Origin of the sequence: Mesorhizobium sp. WSM4308 (assembly GCF_002294905.1) — a bacterium.
GTDB lineage: Bacteria > Pseudomonadota > Alphaproteobacteria > Rhizobiales > Rhizobiaceae > Mesorhizobium.
The window spans coordinates 152,807-174,687 of the sequence record NZ_NSFW01000005.1 but is presented as its reverse complement, the minus strand read 5'-3'; the positions used below and the strand labels follow the sequence as shown (position 1 = coordinate 174,687).

The 21,881-nt window shown below is 63.0% G+C and carries 20 protein-coding genes and 2 tRNA genes; 13 read left to right on the top strand and 9 right to left on the bottom strand.

Translation table 11 applies throughout. The features are described 5' to 3' along the window. Positions 1 to 136: 136 nt before the first annotated feature. The gene (gene tyrS, locus CK227_RS11255; protein ID WP_095770888.1) at positions 137 to 1,390 is read left to right on the top strand and encodes a tyrosine--tRNA ligase; all 1,254 of its coding nucleotides are present in this window, start codon (positions 137 to 139) and stop codon (positions 1,388 to 1,390) included. 6 nt (positions 1,391 to 1,396) lie between these two features. On the opposite strand, the gene CK227_RS11250 is transcribed toward tyrS, so the two are convergent. Continuing rightward, positions 1,397 to 4,771, bottom strand: coding sequence for a DUF3971 domain-containing protein (locus CK227_RS11250; protein WP_095770378.1), 3,375 nt, complete (start codon positions 4,769 to 4,771; stop codon positions 1,397 to 1,399). Between the two features lie 95 nt (positions 4,772 to 4,866). Here CK227_RS11250 and CK227_RS11245 point away from each other — a divergent pair, with 95 nt between their 5' ends. Beyond that, positions 4,867 to 5,334: a peroxiredoxin gene (locus CK227_RS11245; RefSeq protein ID WP_095770889.1), complete on the top strand. Its 468-nt coding sequence runs from the start codon at positions 4,867 to 4,869 to the stop codon at positions 5,332 to 5,334. A 28-nt stretch (positions 5,335 to 5,362) separates the two neighbouring features. Here CK227_RS11245 and CK227_RS11240 read toward each other — a convergent pair whose 3' ends face one another. Both CK227_RS11240 and CK227_RS11235 read right to left on the bottom strand, forming a co-directional pair. Continuing rightward, on the bottom strand, positions 5,363 to 6,505 hold the full coding sequence (locus CK227_RS11240; protein ID WP_245317951.1) for a GNAT family N-acetyltransferase: 1,143 nt from the start codon (positions 6,503 to 6,505) through the stop codon (positions 5,363 to 5,365). Then, positions 6,502 to 7,497, bottom strand: coding sequence for a sterol desaturase family protein (locus CK227_RS11235; RefSeq protein WP_095770380.1), 996 nt, complete (start codon positions 7,495 to 7,497; stop codon positions 6,502 to 6,504). The genes CK227_RS11240 and CK227_RS11235 overlap by 4 nt, the downstream gene beginning before the upstream one ends. Before the next feature lie 308 nt (positions 7,498 to 7,805). Here CK227_RS11235 and CK227_RS11230 point away from each other — a divergent pair, with 308 nt between their 5' ends. From CK227_RS11230 to CK227_RS11205, 6 genes are all read left to right on the top strand, one after another. Then, entirely contained in the window at positions 7,806 to 9,107 is a 1,302-nt protein-coding gene (locus CK227_RS11230) for a M23 family metallopeptidase (RefSeq protein WP_095770381.1), read from the top strand. A 307-nt stretch (positions 9,108 to 9,414) separates the two neighbouring features. Further along, a complete protein-coding gene (locus CK227_RS11225) occupies positions 9,415 to 10,578 on the top strand; it encodes an ROK family transcriptional regulator (protein WP_095770382.1) in 1,164 nt (387 codons plus the stop codon). Then, positions 10,578 to 11,342 carry an ATP-binding cassette domain-containing protein gene (locus CK227_RS11220; RefSeq protein ID WP_095770383.1) on the top strand — a complete coding sequence of 255 codons (765 nt, stop codon included), beginning with the start codon at positions 10,578 to 10,580 and terminating at the stop codon, positions 11,340 to 11,342. Before CK227_RS11225 ends, CK227_RS11220 begins: the two co-directional genes overlap by 1 nt. Before the next feature lie 40 nt (positions 11,343 to 11,382). Further along, positions 11,383 to 12,423 (top strand): sugar ABC transporter substrate-binding protein, encoded by a 1,041-nt coding sequence (locus CK227_RS11215; RefSeq protein ID WP_095770384.1) that lies wholly within the window; start codon positions 11,383 to 11,385, stop codon positions 12,421 to 12,423. A 120-nt stretch (positions 12,424 to 12,543) separates the two neighbouring features. Next, positions 12,544 to 13,539, top strand: a complete 996-nt coding sequence (locus CK227_RS11210) for an ABC transporter permease (RefSeq protein ID WP_095770890.1) — start codon at positions 12,544 to 12,546, stop codon at positions 13,537 to 13,539. A gap of 13 nt (positions 13,540 to 13,552) precedes the next feature. Beyond that, entirely contained in the window at positions 13,553 to 14,323 is a 771-nt protein-coding gene (locus CK227_RS11205) for an SDR family NAD(P)-dependent oxidoreductase (protein WP_095770385.1), read from the top strand. A 226-nt stretch (positions 14,324 to 14,549) separates the two neighbouring features. On the opposite strand, the gene CK227_RS11200 is transcribed toward CK227_RS11205, so the two are convergent. Continuing rightward, positions 14,550 to 15,191 carry an inorganic diphosphatase gene (locus CK227_RS11200; RefSeq protein ID WP_245433477.1) on the bottom strand — a complete coding sequence of 214 codons (642 nt, stop codon included), beginning with the start codon at positions 15,189 to 15,191 and terminating at the stop codon, positions 14,550 to 14,552. Here CK227_RS11200 and CK227_RS11195 point away from each other — a divergent pair. Further along, positions 15,184 to 15,426 carry a hypothetical protein gene (locus tag CK227_RS11195; protein ID WP_143750500.1) on the top strand — a complete coding sequence of 81 codons (243 nt, stop codon included), beginning with the start codon at positions 15,184 to 15,186 and terminating at the stop codon, positions 15,424 to 15,426. The two genes, CK227_RS11200 and CK227_RS11195, sit on opposite strands and share 8 nt — an antisense overlap. A 142-nt stretch (positions 15,427 to 15,568) precedes the next feature. On the opposite strand, the gene CK227_RS11190 is transcribed toward CK227_RS11195, so the two are convergent. Further along, positions 15,569 to 15,772, bottom strand: a complete 204-nt coding sequence (locus CK227_RS11190) for a hypothetical protein (RefSeq protein ID WP_095770387.1) — start codon at positions 15,770 to 15,772, stop codon at positions 15,569 to 15,571. A gap of 199 nt (positions 15,773 to 15,971) precedes the next feature. After that, a tRNA-Val gene (locus tag CK227_RS11185) sits at positions 15,972 to 16,047 on the bottom strand. A 217-nt stretch (positions 16,048 to 16,264) separates the two neighbouring features. On the opposite strand from CK227_RS11185, the gene CK227_RS11180 reads away from it, so the two are divergent. The 3 genes from CK227_RS11180 to CK227_RS11175 all read left to right on the top strand — a co-directional run bounded on the left by CK227_RS11180 (position 16,265) and on the right by CK227_RS11175 (position 17,232). After that, a tRNA-Asp gene (locus tag CK227_RS11180) sits at positions 16,265 to 16,341 on the top strand. A 43-nt stretch (positions 16,342 to 16,384) separates the two neighbouring features. Beyond that, the gene (locus CK227_RS36135) at positions 16,385 to 16,567 is read left to right on the top strand and encodes a hypothetical protein (protein WP_143750499.1); all 183 of its coding nucleotides are present in this window, start codon (positions 16,385 to 16,387) and stop codon (positions 16,565 to 16,567) included. 149 nt (positions 16,568 to 16,716) lie between these two features. Then, positions 16,717 to 17,232: a hypothetical protein gene (locus CK227_RS11175; RefSeq protein WP_245433476.1), complete on the top strand. Its 516-nt coding sequence runs from the start codon at positions 16,717 to 16,719 to the stop codon at positions 17,230 to 17,232. 170 nt (positions 17,233 to 17,402) lie between these two features. Here CK227_RS11175 and rbsK read toward each other — a convergent pair whose 3' ends face one another. From rbsK to ugpC, 3 genes are read right to left on the bottom strand one after another with little or no spacing between them, the layout of a single operon-like run. Next, positions 17,403 to 18,332, bottom strand: coding sequence for a ribokinase (gene rbsK / locus CK227_RS11170; RefSeq protein WP_095770389.1), 930 nt, complete (start codon positions 18,330 to 18,332; stop codon positions 17,403 to 17,405). 4 nt (positions 18,333 to 18,336) lie between these two features. Next, positions 18,337 to 18,789 (bottom strand): RbsD/FucU family protein, encoded by a 453-nt coding sequence (locus tag CK227_RS11165; RefSeq protein ID WP_095770390.1) that lies wholly within the window; start codon positions 18,787 to 18,789, stop codon positions 18,337 to 18,339. 27 nt (positions 18,790 to 18,816) lie between these two features. Beyond that, a complete protein-coding gene (gene ugpC / locus CK227_RS11160) occupies positions 18,817 to 19,872 on the bottom strand; it encodes a sn-glycerol-3-phosphate ABC transporter ATP-binding protein UgpC (protein ID WP_095770391.1) in 1,056 nt (351 codons plus the stop codon). 289 nt (positions 19,873 to 20,161) lie between these two features. On the opposite strand from ugpC, the gene CK227_RS11155 reads away from it, so the two are divergent. Continuing rightward, positions 20,162 to 21,829, top strand: coding sequence for a sugar ABC transporter substrate-binding protein (locus CK227_RS11155; protein WP_095770392.1), 1,668 nt, complete (start codon positions 20,162 to 20,164; stop codon positions 21,827 to 21,829). Positions 21,830 to 21,881 lie beyond the last annotated feature (52 nt).

The following is a 21,881-nucleotide window of genomic DNA, read 5'->3' as shown; positions in this document are numbered from 1 at the left end:
CTAATCGCGACCTCATGGTTGGCGCGCGATCTGACGCAAAACCGGATTCCACTTTTGCTGATCGCGCTTGGATGCTAAACGCGCCCGTTCACATATGCCCGCGCCGGACCGGGCGGACGCTTTCGGGAAAGAAAACATGCCTGCCTTCAAATCCGATTTCCTGCGCACGATGAGCGAGCGCGGCTTCATCCACCAGATTTCGGATGAGACCGGCCTCGACGAGCTTTTCGCCAAGGAAACGGTCACCGCCTATGTCGGCTATGACGCCACAGCCACCAGCCTGCATATCGGCAATCTGATCTCGGCGACCATGCTTTACTGGCTGCAGGAAACCGGACACCGGCCGATCGCCCTGATGGGCGGCGGCACGTCGATGATCGGCGACCCGTCCTTCCGCGACGACCAGCGCAGCCTTCTGACGCCGGAAGCGATCGCCACCAACATCGAGGGCATCAAGCGCATCTTCGGCCGCATCCTGCGCTTCGGCGACGGCCCGAACGACGCCATCATGGTCAACAATGCCGACTGGCTGATGAAGCTCAATTATGTCGAGTTCCTGCGCGATGTCGGCCGGCATTTCTCCGTCAACCGCATGCTGACCTTCGACAGCGTCAAGCTCAGGCTCGACCGCGAGCAATCGCTGTCGTTCCTCGAATTCAACTACATGATCCTGCAGGGCTATGATTTCGTCGAGCTCGCCCGGCGCCAGAACTGCCGCCTGCAGATGGGCGGATCGGACCAGTGGGGCAACATCATCAACGGTGTCGATCTCGGCCATCGCATGGGCACGCCGCAGCTTTACGCGCTGACCACGCCGCTGCTGACGACATCGTCGGGCGCCAAGATGGGCAAGTCGGCGAAGGGTGCGGTATGGCTCAACGGCGACCTCTTCTCGCCCTATGATTTCTGGCAGTACTGGCGCAACACCGAGGACGCCGATGTCGAGCGCTTCCTGAAGATATTCACCCGCCTGCCGCTCGACGAAATCGCGCGCCTGGCCGCCCTCGGCGGCTCCGAGATCAACGAGGCCAAGAAGATCCTGGCCACCGAGACGACGGCAATCGTCCACGGCCGCGAAGCGGCGAACCAGGCCGAGGAAACCGCGCGCAAGACCTTCGAGGAGGGGGCGCTCGCCGAGACATTGCCGACCGTCGGGGCCGACAAGGCGGCACTCGAAGCCGGCGTCGGCATCCTGTCGCTGCTGGTCACGGCCGGGCTGGCATCGTCCAATGGCGAGGCGCGGCGCCACATACAGGGAGGCGCGGTTCGCATCAACGACCAGTCGATCAATGACGACCGCCGCATGGTCACGCTTCAGGATCTGAGTCCGGAAAACGTCGTAAAGCTTTCATTGGGCAAGAAAAAACATGTTCTGGTGCGGCCGGCGTGAGGCCGTTCACCGGTACTCGAAAATCGACCGGAAGATGCCCGGCGCGATCACCGAGAGCGGGTTGACGTCAAGCACCGGCTTGTTGGCATTGCCCCTGAGCCGATAAGTGACACCTATCAGGCCGCGGTCGCGGCCGTTGCCCAGCAGCGCGCCGACGATGGGCAATTCGCCGAAGATGCGGTTGAGGCCGTAGACCGGCATGAAGGTGCCGGTCATGTCCATATTGTTGTTCTGGTCGTACAGGATGCCCTGGAACGTCGTGCCGATGCGCGGACCGCGCAGCACGCCATTGGCCAGCTTCAGATAGCCGCTGCCTTTCTCGATCTCGGCATAGCCGCGTTCGAACTTGACCCGCGATGTGTCGAGATTGCCCTTGACCGCCTGGTTGAGACTGCGGTTGTCGCCGGCCGGCGTGGTCGAGACAATGGAGGCGAGCTTCGGTTCGTTGACGATGAAGAAGTTGCTGGTGTCGACCTTGCCCGTCATCGGCCCGTCGCCGGCCCCCGTCAGCGCCAGCATGATCGAGCCGCCTTCCATGTGCTCGTAGACGTTCAGGAACCTCAATATCGCGCCGGCGTCCGCCGACTTCACGTTGAGCGAGCGCCGGCCGTCGCCGGTAGTGTTGCTGATGGTGATAGCCGCGCCCGAACTTGCCGTGGCGCTGACCTTCAGCCCGTTCACCCTTGAGCCGGCCGCGCTGTAGTCGAGCTTCAAATTGGACAGTTGCTCGTCATGGAAGCCGGTGAGTTGCTCAACGTCGGCGCTGACGGAAATGTTGTCCGTTCCGGTCGTCTTGGTCGCGGTGTCCACATCGGAGGTGAACTGCTTGATGAGCGAACGGGCGTCGAGCGCGTTGCCGTTTATGTCGACGGCGTAGCCCTTGCCCGAGCGCTTCACCGAAATCGCGACGTCGTCACCCCGGTTCAAGGTGACCTTGCCGAACCTGGCCGACGACAGGGCGCCGTTGACCAGCACGATGCTGCCGTCGATGGAGAATGTTTTGCCGTCGAGGTTGAAATCGGACAGTGTCGTGGTGTCGCCGGCCTTGGTCATGACGAAGGTGACGTTGGCGGGAACCCCTGCCCCCTTGCTCCAGCCGGCCCAGGGAATGTCCAGCCTGGCATTGGTCAGGTCGGCCGAGACGTTCTGGTTGCCGCTGCCGCTCTTGTCGATCGCGACCTTCACCGTTCCGCCAAGCAGCGGCGTCAGGCCGGGCATGGCCGCGGCACGGACCTTGTCGTCGAGCACCAGGGCCACCTTGCGGCTGCGCGCCGGCCCGTTGTCCGCCAACGGTTCGATAAGGTCGAGTTCGGCCGGAATGCCGTTGAGCGCTGCCTTGGCGGAGATCACCGCCTTTTCCGGGTCGACGGTGATCGAGCCGTCGGCATCCGTCACGGTCTGTCCCTCGAACGGCTTGGCCAGCGACAGGCCGGTGTAGTCGAGCGACACCAGCCAGTCGAGCTTCGACGTATCGACGCCTGACTGCAGCGGAATGTCGGCCCGGACATGGCCAGTGACGCTGCCGGACAGATCCTCCGGCAGGAAGCCGACATGGCGCATGGCGTTGATCGGCTCGTAGGAGGCGAGTTCGGCGACAGCCGGCGCCTCGCCCTCCACATCGATGTCGAGTGCACCGATGACCGGCGGGCGGTTCGCCGCCTTGACCGCCAGCGTACCGTTGCTGGCCGCCACGGTGCGGCCGCTGGGCATGAAGACGGTGCCCGAGGAGAGCGAAATGTCGACGTCATTGCCGTGGAAGGCGACGACGCCGACCGCGTCGCGTATCGGCGGGATGCGGCCGGCCGTGTCAAAACGCGAGCCTTCGATCTGGAAGCGGCCGAACACCTCGTCGGCCGAAAGCGGCACGCCGTTGCCGAGGCGATCCGGCACGACCTGGAACTGGAGGTTGGCATCGACGACGCGGCCGCCGAACAGATTGTCCAGCACCCAGAGCCGCGCATTGCGCGCCGAAAACCACGGCCACAGCTGCTTGACGTGCGAGACCGGCATGTCGTGCACGTTGAGCGCCAGATTGATCCCGGGGGCCTTGCCGTCAACGAAAGCCACGGCCGCGGTGCCGAGTACCTCGCCGGCAGCGGCGGACCGAACCGCGATCTGCTCGGCCACCAATTTATGGCTCTCGGTCTGATAGACGCCGGCGATGCGGGCGAGGAAGGTCAGCGCGGGCTCGGGCGATTCCGATGGCGCCAGGGTCGAACCGTCGCTGGTCAGGTCATAGCGGTAGGACGGTTCCTCGCCCGCCGCCCCTGTCGCCGGCTTTGGCCCTATCGAGCCGCCGAAATTGAAAGAGGACCGGCCGGATTTCAGCAACAGCCTGTCGACTTGGATCTTGTTGCTGCCATGGACAAGCGTCGCATCGACATCGACATCGGCAGGCAGCAAGCCGCGCGTGCCAAGATCGAGCACCGACCCGGCGGACGACAGAGAGGCCGTCAGCCGTGATTCATTGGTGCCGGATCCTTCCGCTCCCGTCAGCTTCAACGCGATCGCGCCCAGCTTCCCGGCGCCGGTGGCGTCGGCAGATGACAGATCGACGCTCGCAGTCAGCGCCGTGACGCGATGGGCGGCGACATCTCGGGTGGCGGAGGCGGCAACCGTGACCTTCCTGCCGTCGACATCCGCCTCTGAGGAAAACTCCACGGCGCCCGGCCCCGATTGTACGACGGTGGCGTCGGCGATCTTGACCAGCTTGATCGCCCCCGCGTCGGGCAGCACGAATTCGACATTGCTGAGATCGATCCGGCGCATCGAATCTTCCCGCACGGCGTCGAGCGCGCGATGTATGTTGCCGAACAGCGCGTCGGACAGTCTCTCCGGATCGACGAGGCCGTCCTCATTGCGCAATTGCGCTGTCCAGTCGCCGCCGGACGGCATCGCCGCCACAACGATGTGAGCATCCGATATCCTGGCGCTGGTCAGCCGCACCTCTCCCCAAAGAAGCGGGATCAGGCGCATGCCGAAGCGGACGCGGCCAGCATCCGCCATCGGTTTGTCGTCCGATGTCTTCAGGCTGACGTCGCTGACCTGAAGCGCGACGAAGCTCGAACTGTCGAGCGTGATGCGCGCCGGCCCGACCGCCACATTAACATCGACACCGGCGAGTTTCTCGATGGCGGTCTCCGCTTCCGCCCGAAGCCGCTCGGAGCCGATCCCGGAAGCTCCGACCAGATAGACAATGACCGCGGCCAGCAACACGAACGCGACCATGCCGGCGAACACGCGCGAAAGGATGCGGAAGCCGCGGCCGATCGACGCCTGGCCGAGTGGTGGAACGCGGCACGCGGATGGCAAAGCCCCCAGGTCGGTGATCTCGTCACGCCTGAACCGGATCTTCTCGTGCTGCGGTTGCTCCTGATCCACGCAATCTTCCGTTGTACAAATTCGCTCGTGGACGAATCCCCGGTCGACACTATATCGGTGTGGCGTCGCGCGTAACCTCAAACAAGGGCATCGATATGGCTGACCTCGACGTGGGCGATCTTGCGCCGCAATTCGATTTGCCCCGGGATGGCGGCGGCTCGCTCAGCCTGGCCGCATCTGCCGGCAAACCCGTGGTGCTCTACTTCTATCCACAGGACGACACAACAAGCTGCACCCAGGAAGCGATCAGCTTTTCACAGCTGAAACCGCAATTCGAGAAGGCAGGCGCTGTGGTGATCGGTCTGTCACCAGACAACGTCAAGAAGCACGACAAGTTCAAATCGAAATACAACCTCACCGTCGACCTCGCCGCCGACGAGGAGCGCAAGGTGATCGAGGCCTACCATCTGTGGGTCGAGAAATCGATGTATGGCCGCAAATATATGGGCGTCGAGCGAGCGACGTTCCTGATCGGCCGTGACGGTCGGATCGCCAGGATTTGGCGCAAGGTCCGGGTCAAGGGCCATGCCGAGGAAGTGCTGGAAGCCGTTCGCGCGCTTTGAGCGTGGCCAAGGCCCATACGAGCCGTCGTTACTGGTCGGGCGTTTGTGCCTTCGGCTGCCGCTGTGCCCGCCAGGATTTCGTGACATGGACCGCACGATCGGCCAGCGCGGCGAGATGGCCGCGCAGACCGCGCGCGCCGATCATCGACGACAGCCTGACTGATTGCGTGGCGAAGCGCCGCTTGAAATCCTCGCCGCCGCAGAGAAAATCGACTTTGGCAAGGCCACGGTCGAGCGACCACTGGATATAATCCATCATCAGCACCATGCCCGGCGAGGCTCGCTCATATTCGGGATCATAGGTGGTGACGAAAGCCATCATCGTGCCGTGCTGCTCGAAATTGATCGAGACGGCGATGATCGTGTTGTCGAGTTCCAGCACGAAGATGCGCAACAGCCCGAGTTCGGCCAGCACCGAAACCAGCGCGGCGAGAACGGGCGAGCCCTCGTCGAACAGGTCCGAGGCGCGGCCATGCCGGGCGAGCCAGAGGCGCTTCAGCACCGCGACGCGAGCGAGCACCGGCTCGCGTGGGTCATCCGCATCGAGCAGGCGCAAACGCAGTGCACCGGCTTCTTCCATGAACTTGCGGCCACGACGGTAGTTCTGTCGGGCTTTCTTGGACAGCGCCTCGAACCATTCCGCCCCACTTTGCCAGGGGCCGACGACACGGTAGCTGATTTCACTGCGGTTGTTGGGGCGAAGCGCCTTGCCATGGCGCGAGGCCGGATCCAGCAGCGCCCGGACACTGGCATTCGGCAGCAGGCGGTTGAGATAGACGAGGTCGAAGCCGCCCTGGTCAAAAACATGCTGCCAGAGGCGGGAGATCACCTGCGGATCGCTTTCGGGCGCAACCAGCGCGTCGCCATAGTCGCTGTGATCCTTCGCCGCCCATTCGAGCAAGCGGATGCCGGAGCGCTTGAACGTGGCGAGCGCGATCACGCCGTCGAGCCGCTCGCCATTCCAGGCAAGCCCGATCCTGAGCGTGCGCCGCTCCTGATGCGGGGTGGTGCGCCACCAGGCTGCGATCCAGTCCGGGTGCTGGAAGACAAGCCCGCCGGCTCGCTGCCAGAGCGCGGTCCAGGCCGGTGCGATCTCGGCCAGCCGCGCCGCCGATGTCACGACTTCGAAGGTGCGTGTCCGCGGGATCGCCAGCACGAAAGGACCGTTCATGGCCGTGTCCCTTCCGATGATCGCGAGGTCCTTGGCTTTGCGGGCCGGATGCGCCTGGCAATATGCCCCCACATCCGCTTCAACGGCATCACATAAAGGCCGGCGAGGGACTGGTAGTCGCGCACATTGCGGTCAACCAGTCCGAACTTGAAGTCCTCATCGGGTTTCGGCACGCACAATGTTCCGAAGAGTCGGTCCCAGAACGAGAAGAGCAGCCCGAAATTCTTGTCGTAGTGGCGCGGATCGGTGCTGTGATGCAGCTGGTGCCAATGCGGACACAGGACCACATTGTTGAGCGGGCCGAACGAAATCTTGAAATGCGTGTGCCTGACGAAATCCATCATCAGGATGTTGCGCATGACATAGACGTTGACGCCAAAGACGGTCAGTTCGGCAAGGTTCAGTGAAATCAGCGACCAGATGCCGAAGCAGATGCCGACGACGAGGCCATCCCAGGCGCGATTTATCAGCTCGTCGAGCGGGTGGACCCGGTCCTTGGTGATCCCGACCATCACCTCGGCCGAGTGATGCACCTTGTGCAATTCCCAGAGCACCGGATAGCGGTGCTGGGCGACGTGATAGAGATAATAGGAAATATCGTAGGCGAGCAGCATGGTGATGGTGAAGATCAGCACCGTCACCGGGCCTGCCGGTCCCTCGACCAGCGGCGGCTGGAACTGGAAGAGTGTCGAAAACAGCCAGTTGGTTGCGTAGCCCACCGCCGAGACGAAGACTATTCCAGCGGGTAGCATCAGGAAGGGCATCAGGGCCTTCTTCGTGACCCAGAACAGCAGGTCGGCCCTCGCCGAGGGATGGGTGATGACCTCGTGCGGGATGACGAACTCGAAGAACTCCTTCCAGCTCTTCTCCTCGACCGTGCGCCAATAGGCGACGAGCGCGCTGACAAAAGCAGTCAGCAGCAAAAGCCCGGTCGCCAGCAAACTGATGCCCGAGATCTTGTCGAGGATCTTGCCAGCCAGATCGCCCAGCATTCCTGCCGCCATAGTGTGTCCCAAACCCCGGTACCGCTTCTAGTCGAAAACCGTCAATTAAAAGCAATCGAAGACAGTTAAGGAAACCTAGACCTCGATCGCAACCGACAGGCCGCTTCGCTGGCAGCAAATTGGCGCTCATCGCCAATGATTTCACGGCATTACGCACGCTTCCTTGGCCATCTTCATACAACCCTGTGCGCGCGCCGCGTGCTTCCGGCGTAGGGCGATCGATCCGGCAAGCCTTTGTTAACCCTAATAATGTGTAATCCAAGTTGTCGTGGTGTCGTAAACGAAAGCTTGGTCCCGTGAACGCAACCGGTCAGTCCGCAGTCTTCGGCAGGCGCAAGGAACCCCACACGGTCATCATCGCCCGCGGCAACGAGATCAGGCATTTCACGATCCGGCCTTGGCTAGCGGCATTCATCGGCTCAGCACTCGCCGCCATTGCCATCGGCTACCTCCTGGCCACCTCCTATCTCGTGCTGCGCGACGACCTGATCGGCGCCACCACCGCGCGCCAGGCGCGCATGCAGCAGGCCTACGAAGACCGCATCTCGGCGCTCCGCGCCCAGGTCGACCGCATCACCAGCCGCCAGTTGCTCGACCAGCAGTTGATGGAAAACAAGGTCAGCGAACTGATTGAACGCCAGACACAGCTCAGCCAGCGCCATGGCCGTCTCGGACCATTGCTCGAGCGCGCCGAGAACGAGGTGGGAGCAGCGCCCGCCGAGGATCCCGCGGCCGCCAAACCGGACAAGCACGCCGAGGTGACTGGCAGCATCAGCCAGCCCGCGCGGAATTACGCGGTCGCGAGCCTTGGCGCCGACCTGGGTGCTGCCGATGCCAGGCCGTTCTCCTTGTGGTCGACCCGCACCGATCCGCTGCCCAGCGATACAGCCGCCGATCGTGCCGACAAGCTGTTCGTCTCGATCAACCAGTCGCTGAAATCCATCGAAAACGAACAACTCACCCGCATCAGCACGCTTGCCGACAATGCCTACAAGAGCGCCGATGCCATCCAGGAGGCGCTGCAGGCGGCCGGACTGCCGGTCGACAGCGATTTCGGCAAGAACGAAAGCGATGTCGGCGGCCCGCTGATCCCACTCGACAGTTCGATGATCTTCGACAGCAAGGTCAAGGAACTGGACGAAGCCTTGGACACGCTCGACCAGTTGAAGAAGGAAGCGCGCCAGCTGCCGCTTGCCAACCCCGCCCCCGGCCACTCCGTCACCAGCCCGTTCGGCGTGCGCACCGATCCCATCCTCGGCACCGCAGCATTGCATTCGGGCATGGATTTCAGGGCGCCCATCGGCACGGCGGCCAAGGTCACGGCGCCCGGCATCGTCACCAAGGCCGGCTGGAACGGTGGCTATGGCCGCATGGTGGAGGTCGACCACGGCAATGGCTTTGCGACTCGCTACGGGCATCTCAGCGAAATCGACGTGACCGTGGGCGAGAAGCTGGACGCCGGCGCCATCATCGGCAAGACCGGCAGCAGCGGCCGCTCGACGGGTCCGCATCTGCACTATGAAGTGCGCCACAATGGCGAAGCGATCGATCCCTTGCGCTTCCTCACCGTCGGCAAGAAGGTGGCCCAGTACCTCTGAGGCGCGCCAGTCCTGACCTGATTGGCACCCAATAGCTCTCGAATAGATCTTCCTGCTTTGATTTCGAGGTGAGCGATCGCCATCCGTGCGGGGCTTTCGGACGCCTGTTTCGCCTTTTTTGCCTCCCAGCAGACGCATCATCCCCACGCGCCGGTAAGGCGACTGGTCCACGGCCTTAGGCCAGTCTAGGCCCGGTGCGGCTTGCAGCCTTCCCGGGCGTGATGATGTTGCTCTCGAATTATTTTTGAATTCCATTTGACTGAATAAATCTTTGGTGCGAACCTTGCGTCAATCGGGAGCGCAAGGCATGGCATTGCGGGGGACCAATCAGGAGTTCGGGCGGCCATACAACCGGCGCATCGTGCTCGAATCCATCCGCCTTCATGGGCCGATCGCCCGCGGCGAAATCGCCAGCCGCGTCGGGCTGACCGTCCAGACCGTATCGACCATCGTTCGCGAACTGGAAGAACAGGGCTACATCCTCTCCCTGCGCGAGGAGCCCAGGGGGCGCGGCCTGCCGCCGGCGACGCTGCGCATCAATCCCGAGGGCGGCTATGCCGTCGGCATCCATATCACCCCACTCGGTATCGATGCCGCTTTGATCAATCTGAGCGGCGACGTGATCGAGAGCATTTACCGCAAGGCCCCGAGCGGGACGCCCGACCATGCCTTCGAGCTGATCGGTGCGATGGTGATTGAATTGACCGGATTACGGGCCGGCGGACGAGTGCTTGGGGTCGGCCTGGCCCTGCCGGGACCGTTCGGCGTCGAATCCATGAGCTTCGTAGGCCCGACGACCATGACCGGCTGGAAGGATGTAGCGCTGCGCGAGCGGCTGGCAGCCTCGACCGGACTGCCGGCCTTCTTCGAAACCGATATGGTTGCGGCGGCCATGGGCGAGCGGCTCTACGGCCTCGGCGCTCAATTCTCCGACTATTACTATCTCTATTTCGGTGTTGGCCTCGGCGGCGTGATGGTTCATGACGGTTCCGTGCAGCGCGGCGCCTGGGGCAATGCCGGCGAGGTCGGACACATCCCTGTCGTTCCGGGCGGCGAGGCCTGTCCCTGCGGCAACCGGGGTTGCCTCGAAAGATACCTCTCGCTCGAGGCGCTTCGGCGCTGGAACGGCACGGAGGCCGACTGGGTCGCGGAAGTCGCGCCGATCTTTCACAATGCCGTCGCCGTCATCGAGAACCTGTTCGACCCCGAAACGGTCATCCTCGGCGGGCTGGCGTCCACCGACCTGCTCGAACGGCTGGCCGGGTCGACCGGCGGCCTGCACAACTCCGTCTCGGCGCGCAAGGACCGCATCGCGCCCCGGCTGATGGTCGCACGCGGCGGGCAACATTCGGTGTTGCGCGGCGCCGCCGCGCTTGCGGTCTCGGGAGTGCTGTCGCCGCGCTTCGGCCAGATGTTCGCCGCCGAGCGCGAGCGCGGCCGCGATCCTCTGACGGCCAAGGAGGTTGCCTGATGAGCGAACCGCTGCTGGTGCTCGACAACGTCACCAAGAACTATGGCGCGATCGAAGCGCTGAAGGGGATCAGCTTCTCCATCGGCAAGGGCGAGGTCGTGGCGTTGCTGGGTGACAACGGCGCCGGCAAATCCACGCTGGTCAAGATCATATCAGGCGGACTGGAGCCGACCTCGGGCCGCATGCTGTTCGAAGGCAAGGAGTTTCTCGCGAGGTCGCCGGCCGAGGCCAAGGCGGCGGGCATCGAAACCGTCTACCAGGACCTGTCGCTCTGCACCAATGTCGACGTGGTGGCGAATTTCTTCATGGGCCGCGAGATCACCAGGAAGGTGCTCGGCATTCCTGTGCTCGACGAGCGCGCCATGGAGGCAGTCGTCTCCAAGGCGCTGGCCAGTGCCGGCACCCGCATTCCGTCGCTGCGCACCAATGTCGAGCATCTCTCGGGCGGCCAGCGGCAAGCCATCGAACTCAACCGTTTTGTCCACTGGGGCGGCAAGCTGGTGCTGCTCGACGAGCCGTTCGCGGCGCTGGGCGTCGAGCAGACGCGGCGAGGTCTCGACATGATCCGCCAGGTGGCGAGCCAGGGCATCGGCGTCGTCATCATCACCCACATCATGCAGCAGGCTTTTCAGGTCGCCGACCGGATCGTGGTGATCCGGCAAGGCGTCGTGGCGGGCGATGTCGCCAGAAACAAAACAAGTCCCGATGCGGTGATCAACATGATCACCGGGGAGACGCTTGCCGGTGCCGGACCGGCGAGCTGAGGGACACAAAGAGGGGTCCGGCTCAACAGGAGCGAACGACATGAAGCGAATACTTCTTGCTGTCTTCGGTATCCTGGCACTGGCCGTTGCCACGCTCACGCCGGCATTCGCCCAGTCCAAGGGGACCGTCTACTATCTGGTGCCGACATTGCTCGATGAATTCCAGACCGGCTCGGTCACCGCGCTGGAGCTGTTCCTGAAGCAGGTCGGCTACGACATAAAGACGCTGAACGCCGACAACAAGACCGACGCGCAGCAGTCGCAGATGAACGACGTCATCGCGCTGAAGCCGGCGGCGATCATCCTGGCGGCGGTCGATTTCAATGCGTTGAAGCCGTCGATAGAGGCCGCGCGCGCCGCCGGCATCCCGGTGGTCGAGTTCGACCGCCAGATCACCTCGACGCCTTCCGACTTCACCTCGGTGGCGGGTACGGTCGAGATCGGCCATATCGCCGCGGACCAGGCCGAAAAACTGCTGAAAGCCAAGAACGGCTCCGTGAAGGGCAAGGTGCTGCAGGTGCTCGGCGATCCCGGCGATCCCTATACGCTCGACATCCAGAAGGGTTTCGAGGAGAAGATGAAGGCGTTCCCGGACGTCAAGATCATCTCGCTGCCGGCCATGCAGTGGGAGGCCAGCAATGCCGGCACCATCGTCGCCGACCAGATGCTGGCAAACCCCGACATCGACCTGATCTTCAGCCATGCCGCGCATCTCTCGGTCGCCGCCGTCGCCTCGCTCGAGGCCGCCGGCAAGAAGCCGGGCGACGTCATGCTGATGAGCTCGAACGGCGCTCCGGTCGGCCTCGACCTGATCCGAAAGGGCTGGCTCAATGTCGAAGTCGAACAGCCGCTCTACGCACAGGCCGCGGCCGTCGCCATGTTCATGGACAAGGTCGTCAAGAAGCAGGAGATCAAGCCCGGCGACTATGACGTGCTTGGCCTGAAGTCGGTCGTGACCAAGGAAGCCTGGGGTCCGAACATCAAGATCCCGGGTGCGGCCATCACCAAGGAAAACGTTGACAATCCGGCCTTCTGGGGCAACCAGAAGCCGCCGACGGACACCGTCAAATCGGTCGAATAGACCGTCGCGCAAGCCGCTCCGGGCCACTCAGGCCCGGAGCCACTCCGCCGCAATTCCAATCCGCGCAAGATCGTCACCGAAAAACGAATTTTCGGGGTCATGCGCCAGCCGGATCAGTCCATGACCCTCCGCACCCGCCAAGCCCTGGAGTTCGCCCTCGACAACCTCGTCTGGTTCATGCTGGTCTTCGTGCTGGTGGTCTTTTCCATCTTCATCCCGAACTATTTCCAGCTCGGCATCTTCGCCAACATCATCGAGGCATCGAGCGTACTCGGCGTCATGTCGATCGGCCTGGCGCTGGTCATCATCGCCGGCCACATGGATCTGTCGGTCGAATCCGTCGCCGCACTCAGCGCCATGGCGGTCGGCATCCTGTTCTGCTCGTCGGGCATCGGCCTTGGCGTTCAACTGCATCCCGAATGGCTGATGGTCCCGGTATCGCTGCTGCTGGCGCTGACCGTGGGCGGCCTGATCGGCGCCTTCAACGGGTTTCTGGTCGTCAGGGTCAAGATGAGCGCCTTCATCATCACACTGGCGTCCTACATCTGGGTGCGCGGCCTGGTGCTGGTGATTTCGGGCGGCCGCTCGGCGCAGGATCTTGCACCGGCGATCCGCTGGTTCGGCATCCAGCGGCTGATCGGCCTGCCGCTCACCGCCTGGATCGCCATCGCCTGCTTCGTCGTCTTCTCGCTGATCATGGCCAAGACACCGTTTGGCAGGCACCTGGTGATGATCGGCGGCAACGAGACGGCGACCTTCCGGGCCGGCATCCGGGTGAACCGCAACCTCATCATCGCCTTCGTGCTTGCCGGCGCCATTGCCGGCCTTGCCGGCTGGCTGCTGGCCATCCGCACATCGGGCGCCACCGCAAATCTCGGCGTCGGCCTTCTGTTCAACGCCTTTGCCGCGGTCGTCATCGGCGGCGTCAGCCTGAAGGGCGGTGTCGGCACCCTGCCCGGCGTCTACGCCGGCGTGCTTCTGCTCTCGGCCATCAACACGGCGATCAATCTCATGGGGCTGCCGGCCAATTTCACCCAGGTCATCCACGGACTGCTGGTGCTGGCGGCCGTGCTGCTCGACGCATTCAAGCAAACCATTCGCCAGAGACTGGCATGACAGGACCGCTCGCATGGCTGGACGATTGAAAGACAAGGTGGCGCTGATCATCGGCGGCGCGCGCGGCATCGGCAAGGGCATCGCACTGCGCTTTGCCGAAGAAGGCGCAAGGCTGGTGCTGGCCGACAGCGAGGCTGAGGCCGGGCAAGCGACCGCGGATGAACTCGGTGTCCCCTTCATCGGCACCGACATTTCGCAAATGCGCGACGCCGAGGCCGCGGTGGCATTGGCACTGAAGCAATACGGCCGCCTCGACATCATCGTGCAGAATGCCGGGATCTATCCCTGGCAATTGATCGAGAACACCAGCACCGACGACTGGGATCGGGTGATGGCCGTCAATCTGCGCGGCACCTTCAATGCCACCCGCGCAGCCCTGGTGCCTATGAAGGCGCAGCGCTCCGGACGCATGCTCTACACCTCCTCCATCACCGGGCCGCATGTCACCAGCCCCGGACACGGCCATTATTCGGCGACAAAGGCAGGCATCAACGGCTTCATCCGGGCAGCGGCGCTGGAATTCTCCGGCTACGGCATTACCGTCAACGGTGTCGAACCCGGCAACATCCTGACCGAAGCCATCCAGCAGCATCGCGGCGCCGCCTATATCAAGAACATGGAGGATTCGATCCCGCTCGGCCGGCTCGGCAGTCCGCGCGATGTCGCCAATGCCTTCCTGTTCCTTGCCTCGGACGACGCCAGCTACATCACCGGCACGACCATTGTCGTCGATGGCGGGCAATTGCTGCCCGAGGGCAAGGATTTTCGGATGGTGCCGCCTTGAGAACTCAGGTCTTTCGGGCGACGCGGCAGAGATCAACTCAGAGGAGGCGTACGGAAGCTCGCCCGTTGTGGCCTGCAACCTCGGATCCATGAAAAACCCGCCACGGGGGCGACCCGCGACGGGCTTTTGGAGTGGCTACATCCCGGGGGGAATCGACCGCTGATAGTATTGTGTACCGCGTGACCATTTCAGCCTATGGTGTGATCGCGGAAGACGGGGCCAGCCATCACCTGTTATTGCGCCGAAAAGCCCTCGCACCCTTGCCGAGCGACCTGGCAGCCTCGTCGGCGTCCTGCCAGCCTTTCAGCTTGATCGTCTTGCCCGTGCCCAGCACGGAGGACAAAAAGAACTGCTCGATCTCCCGGCGCAAATCCTGCGGCAAATGGTCGGCAGCGACGGGCTTGTCAGGCGCATCCTCCTTACGCGGGCAGAAAATATAACGATCGTTGCGGATGACCGCCCCATCAGGGTCTTTCTGCTTCACCCGCAATGCACCGAGCAGATCGCATTTGATGACCACGCCGGGTGCTGTCGCGGCCTGGTGGATCACCATCCCGTCGAGCGGATCACCGTCCTCCCCGACGGTGGAAGGTACGAACCCCCAATCATAAGGGTATGTGTTGCCGATCGGCAGCGGCCTTGAATATTGAAAGACGCCCGTCTTGGGGTCGTAGGCGAGCTTGGCGGCTGCTCCGCGCGGCGTTTCGACGACAACGCGAAACAGCTTCCGCGACTTCGCAGGGAGTTTCAGGAAGTTTGTCATGGCTTGTGCATCCAGTGCCCAGATCGCAGTAGCACGCGCGAACAGGCAAAAGGTTCCCGCGTGGCCAACCGACGAACGGAACCTGGCGCCGATACAGATGTTCAACATAGGCGTGGAAGGGGAGAGTGCGATGGCTAAGGTTTCGCCGCATACGCTGAAAGGTATCGGCTATGTGGTCTCGATGGTAAGCGTCATTTTGCTGGCGGTGGTCAGCTGGAAAAGTGCCTCGCAAGACCCGCTGCTTGCGGCATGCCTGTTTGGCGGCGCCGCCACATCGATCGCGGGCATGTGCTGCCGCTGGACATCCTATGCTATCGAAAAGCGGCGGAACAAAATGTAGCGCGCCGGCCTTGTTCAGTCGATCTCGCGGGCAGCCTTGCCCCTGGTGGCACGCCGCACAAAACAGGGCCCCTGAAATGGCTGATCAGGCGCGCCGATACGCAAACAGCATCCTGCCCAAGCTGCGCAGCCGAGCTTGGCCTTCACTCCATAACGATATCAAGCAAAGCCGCCTTCTTCGTGACGAGGGCTTTCAGATCCGCGTCAGAACGGTCGGTTCCCGTTCTTTGACGAAGCACTTCGACAAATTCGGCCATCGATAGAAAGGCACGAGGGTCATGCTCCGTGAGCATCGTATCGACCGCCTTGGCCACGTCGACGGTATCCGGTCCAACTGTCGTCTTCATTTGCCACCTCCGCGCAAGGTCGCCTTAGCGGTCAAGAAACTTCGAAGCCCTGCTAACGTTCCCATCGGCGAAATCGCAACCTGCGAAAAGCCTGTTTACGGGAAGACGGCAGGGTCGGAGGACGGGCGGGAGACCGCATGCATTGGATATTGAAAACACACCCGGAAGGGCCAAATCGCATTTTCAAGACGACGCGGGATGGTGGGCGATGACGGGCTCGAACCGCCGACATCTTCGGTGTAAACGAAGCGCTCTACCAACTGAGCTAATCGCCCGCTCCGGCGCGGACCTTTAAGCGGTCGGGACCGGCTTCGCAAGGCCAAATGAACAGGTGACGCCCTGTCCGCAGGCCCGATTTGCGAACAAAACGCCGGCTGTCAAAAAACCTTCTCCAGTTTGTTGTTATGATGGTTTGGTGCGCTTGACACCCGATGGCGAACCCCTTATCCAGCGCCCCAACGACGAACACGGCTGACACGTGCTCGTCAATGCGCGGGTGTAGCTCAGTTGGTTAGAGTGCCGGCCTGTCACGCCGGAGGTCGCGGGTTCGAGCCCCGTCACTCGCGCCATTTCCCTCAAGGATCGCAATCCTTGGCACAGGGAAATGCCGACATGAATGGTCAGAATCCACTTTCAGAAATGAAGTGCCAAGGCGCGGGCTTTTGCGCCCTGCCGCTGTCGATGATCATTCGCCGCCGCCGCGCGAATCGTTGGCGGCAGACTGTTTCGCAGCCGGCTTCAAAAATTCAGCCACGCCCGCGCGGCAATCTGGCAAACGCGACGCCACTCCAATAGGCTGAAAAGCAGCTCCTGGAACGACTCGGGCTTGAGCCGCGTTTGACGTTGTGAATCCCACTTGCGGATTTGCCCACAAAGCGCTGGATTCATTTCGCAGGTAGCGGAGTTGCACTAGTAGGCTGCCTGAACGGCATGGAGGACTTATCGTGTCAATCGCACCAAACATTCCTATGCGCACATTATTCACGCTCATGTACCTGGGCGGCGCGGCGACGGTCGCTACCGCCCTTTTCCCGGCGACCGCGTCGGCCGACCGGTTGCAGCAATGCGCGCGCGAGGGCGGGCTCTGCCGTCTGCCGTACCCCGCCGAAGTGGTCTACGGCGCCCGGGGCCGCACGACCTCGCGCTATTTCGAGCGAGACGCGGTGCCGTGTTCAAATCGCGTTTTTGGCGACCCGGCGCCGGGCATCCCAAAGTCGTGTTTCATCGTGATGCGCGGCCGAGACCAGTCGGATGACAATTACGACGAACCCCGCCGCGAGAGATGGGCAGCCTGTGCCGATGAAGGCGATTACTGCGATTTCTATGGCCGCAAGGTGGTCAGGTACGGGGCACGCGGCCAATTCACGCAGGACGTGTTCCGCAACGGCGTCCAATGCGACAATGATACGTTCGGCGATCCCGCTCCCGGTCGCGAAAAGCGCTGCTACGTCAGGCAATAGCTGATCGGGCTATCGCTGGATGGACATCCAGGGCAGTTTGTCGTTTCACGGACGCGGCGAACTGCCCTGACTCTTTGTTTTGGCGCAATTCCCAGGGGAAAGCGCTACGCACTTTTCATGGGATTGCCCGGGGATTGGAACAGCCTGATGGTCCGGCTGGCCCGCGTGCCTCACCCCTTCGCCAGCAGTGCCTCGACCTCTTGCAGCGTCGGCATCGACGGCGCGGTGCCGGGTCGCGTCACCGAGATGCCGGCGACAGCGCAGGCGAAGCGCACCGCCTGCAGCGGCTCCACGCCTCGCGATAGCGCCGCGGCGAAGCCGCCGTTGAAGGCGTCGCCCGCGCCGGTGGTTTCGACCACCGGCCCGGAGCTGATGGCGGGGACATGCTCGGAGCGTCCCTTCGAATGCAGCAGCGCGCCCTTGTCGCCGAGCGTGACGATGACCGTGCCGACGCCCTTTTCGAGCAGCTTGCCGGCGGCGGCCCGCGCCTCATCGACCGAAGAGACCTTCAGTCCGGTCAATTCCTCCGTCTCGGTCTCGTTCGGCGTGAGATAGTCGCAGAGCGCGTAGATTCGGTCGGGAAGCTTTGCCGCGGGAGCAGGGTTCAGGATGGTCGTCACCCCTGCCCCGCGCGCGATCTCCAGCGCCCGCATCGCGGCATCGATCGGCTGTTCGAGCTGGGTTACGAAGACGCCGGCACCACGAATCAAGGCGGCATTGGCCTCGATATCGGCCGGCGAGATCAGCATGGCCGCACCCGGGCTGACGATGATGGCGTTGTTGCCGCTGCCCTCCTCGACGAAGATGTAGGCAGCGCCCGTATAGCTGTCCGGCGTGTCGATGACGGCGCTTTTCACGCCGCCATCCTGCCAGGTCCGTTTGGCCATGTCGGCAAAGGCATCCACGCCAAGGCGGGTCAGGAAAGTGGTGTCGGCGCCGAGCTTGCCTGCGGCCACCGCCTGGTTCGATCCCTTGCCGCCCGGGCCCAGCTTGAACGAATTGCCGAGGATAGTCTCGCCCATGCGCGGCTGGCGATCGGCGCGATAGGCGGTATCGGCGACGAAGACGCCCAATATGACGACAGGCTTTACGGCTGCCATATCGCTACTCCGCATCCGGCGGTATGACGCCCTTGCGGAAGGCGAAGCAACCGTAAAAACGGCGTTCGCCGGTCTGGATGACGCAATAGGCCTGCTTGGCACGCTCATAGAAGGCGTGGCGCTCGACCGGCAGCATCGGCCAGGACTTGCCCTCGGCGGCGTCGATTTCCTTTTGCACTTCCTTCTGCACGGACGGAATCTCGTCCGGCTTGCCGACGATTTCCATGCGCGCGGCCGCGTCGTCGACGAACGTGTCCAGCGGATAAAGCGACAGCACTGCCTTCACCACTTCCGCGGCCGACGCATCGATGCGCAGCAGCCGGCCGAGTGCCGTCTGGCGCGCCACCGAATCGGAGGGGAAGTTGGTGTCGGCGATGATCAGGTCATCGCCATGGCCCATCGCCCGCAATGCCTGGAGCACGTCGGCATTGAGCAGCGGATTGATGCCTTTGAGCATGATGGTCCTCGTGAAGTCCGTTTGAGATCAGAGACGCTTGCCGGTCTCGGCATCGAAAAGATGAATCTGGTCGAGCCTGGGCTTCAGGGTCAGCGTGTCGCCGGGCTTGAAGTCGTGGCGCTCGCGAAACAGCGCCACCATCTCGCGGTCGCCAAAGCGCAGGAACACAAGCGTTTCCGAGCCGGTCGGTTCGACCACCGAAATCTTCGCCGGCACGCCATCGGGATGAATTTCCAGATGCTCCGGGCGCACGCCATAGACGACGGCCTGCCCGTCCTGCGCGGCATTGTCGGCAATCGGAAACAATGTGCCTGATATGTCGACGCCGGGCTTGCCGCCCTTGCGCACAACACCCTTGAGCAGGTTCATCGACGGCGAGCCGATGAAGCCGGCGACGAAGAGATTGGCCGGCCGGTCGAACAGCTCCAGCGGCGCGCCGACCTGCTCGATGCGGCCGTCGCGCATGACGACGATCTTGTCGGCCATGGTCATGGCCTCGATCTGGTCGTGGGTGACGTAGATCGTGGTGGTCTTCAGCCGCTGGTGCAATTCCTTGATCTCGGTGCGCATCTGCACGCGCAGCTTGGCGTCGAGGTTCGAGAGCGGCTCATCGAACAGGAACACCTGCGGATTGCGGACGATGGCGCGGCCCATCGCGACGCGCTGGCGCTGGCCGCCGGAGAGCTGCCGGGGATAGCGCTTCAGATAGGGGTTGAGGTCGAGGATGTCGGCGGCGCGCTTGACCCGCTCGGCGACCACGGCCGGATCGGTTTTCCGCAGCTTGAGGGCAAAGGCCATGTTCTGCTCGACCGTCTTGTGCGGGTAGAGTGCGTAGTTCTGGAACACCATGGCGATGTCGCGCTTTGCCGGCGGCAGATGGTTGACGACGCGGTCGCCGATGGCGATCGTGCCGCCGGAAACGGTCTCCAGCCCGGCCACCATCCTGAGCAGCGTGGACTTGCCGCAACCCGAGGGGCCGACCAGCACCACGAACTGTCCGTCAGCGATGTCGACGCTGACTTCGTGCAGAACCTTGACGGTTCCAAACGCCTTGGCCACCTTGCTGATCGCGACTTGAGCCATCTCTCCCCCATCGGCTCCAACTGGCCGTAGGCGCAGAAGCTAACCAACACGCCCTGTCAGGGCAAGTCGGTCTCTTGTAGACAAAACCGTTCTCGTTGACACGGCGTTTGGTTGCGAGAATAGTGGCAGGCGCTGGTCTAAATGTCGTTACCTGATCCGCAATCGGAACCTAAAATCGACGCAGGGTGGGGTCCTGCCTAATTCGTTTCCGAGCCGGGAGAATCGTTGGCGCTCCAACGTCCGACAGGTTGGCCACATCCATCACACTGATGTTTTGGGAGGAATTGCGATGAGAACAGGTCTTTACGAGAAACTGGTTCGTGCCGGCGCCACCAGGCGCGATATATTGAAGGGTGCGGCCAGCATGGCCGCGATCGCGGCGGCATCCGGCGCCGGGCTCGGCGCCTTGACGCGTCCGGCGTCCGCCGCAAGCGAACTGCGGTCGAAGATCCTGCAGATTCCTGGCGTTGGCAAAGGTCAGCCGACCGATGCCGATTTCCAGAAGGTCGGCGAACTCTGCCTCGAGGCGACCAAGGCCAATGTCAAGGAAGGCGAATTCGCCGGCGTCGAGCTGACCTTCATGGGCCTCAACAACCAGAACCTGCACAATGTGCTGTTCCGCGGCTTCCTGAAGCCGTGGGAGGCCTATACCGGCGCCAAGATCAGCTGGATCGACCTGGCGCAGGCCGACTACAACGCCCGGCTGCAGCAATCGATCGCCACCGGCACCGTCGACTTCGACATCATCGAAATGGGCGCGCCCTTCGAAGGCGATGTCTGCGGCAAGGGCCTGACCTCGGAGATGCCCGACTGGGTCAAGAAGCAGATCGATTTCGACGATCTGGTCAACTATCTGAAGCCGCCGGTCGGCACCTGGGACGGCAAGCAGTATCGCGTCACCATCGACGGCGACACGCACAATTTCAACTACCGCACCGACGTGTTCGCCGATGCCGACCTCGCCAAGCAGTGGAAGGATGGCGGCGGTGAAGGCGAATGGGGCGTACCGAAGACCTGGCAGCAGGTGCAGGCCGTCACCAAGTTCCTCAAGGGCAAGAAATTCAAGGGCCAGGACGTTTACGGCTATCTGGACGCGCCCAAGCCATGGGGCGGTTTCGGCTTCTACTTCCTCGGCAGCCGCGCCACCGCCTACGCCAAGCATCCCGACGACAAGGCATGGCTGTTCGACGCCGACACGATGAAGCCGCGCATCAACAATCCGGCCTGGGTGCGCGCCATCCAGGACGTGATCGACGCGCTGCCGTCGGAACCGGCGGACCAGATCAACGCCGACCCGAACACCACAGGCTTCCAGCAGTTCCTGGCCGGCACCGGTTCGATGATCCCCTGGTGGGGCGACATCGGCTCCAACGTCAAGACCAACGATTCGTCGGTCATCGGCGACGTCACCGGCTTCTCGATCCTGCCGGGCTCGGACGATGTGTACAATTCCAAGACCGGCAAATGGGAGAAGCTCGCCAGCGGGCCGAACTATTCGCCGAACTGCGCCTATCTGGGCTGGGGCGTCTATGTCATGGCCCGCGTCGACAAGGACGAGAAGAAGAAAAAGGCGGCATGGTCCGCCGCCGCCCATCTCGGCGGCAAGGACCTGTCGATCTGGACGGCGATGTATCCGTCCGGCTTCCAGCCCTACCGCAATTCGCATTTCGACATTCCGGAATGGGTGGCGGCCGGCTACGACGAGGCCTTCATCACCTCGTATCTGAAGTCGGAAGGCGACAGCTACAACCATCCGAACGCGGCGATCGAGCCGCGCATCCCCGGCATCTTCCAGTATTACAGCGCCGCCGAGGACATTCTCGCCAACACTTTCGCCGGCAAGATGAAGGCACAGGAAGGCGCCGATGCCATCGCCGCCGCCTGGGAAAAGCTCACCGACCAGATCGGTCGCGAAAAGCAGGTCAAGCTCTACAAGGCCTCGCTCGGCCTGGCCTGATCGCAGCGTGAACCCGGGGTCCGGCGACGAAAGCCGCCGGACCCTGTCTTGA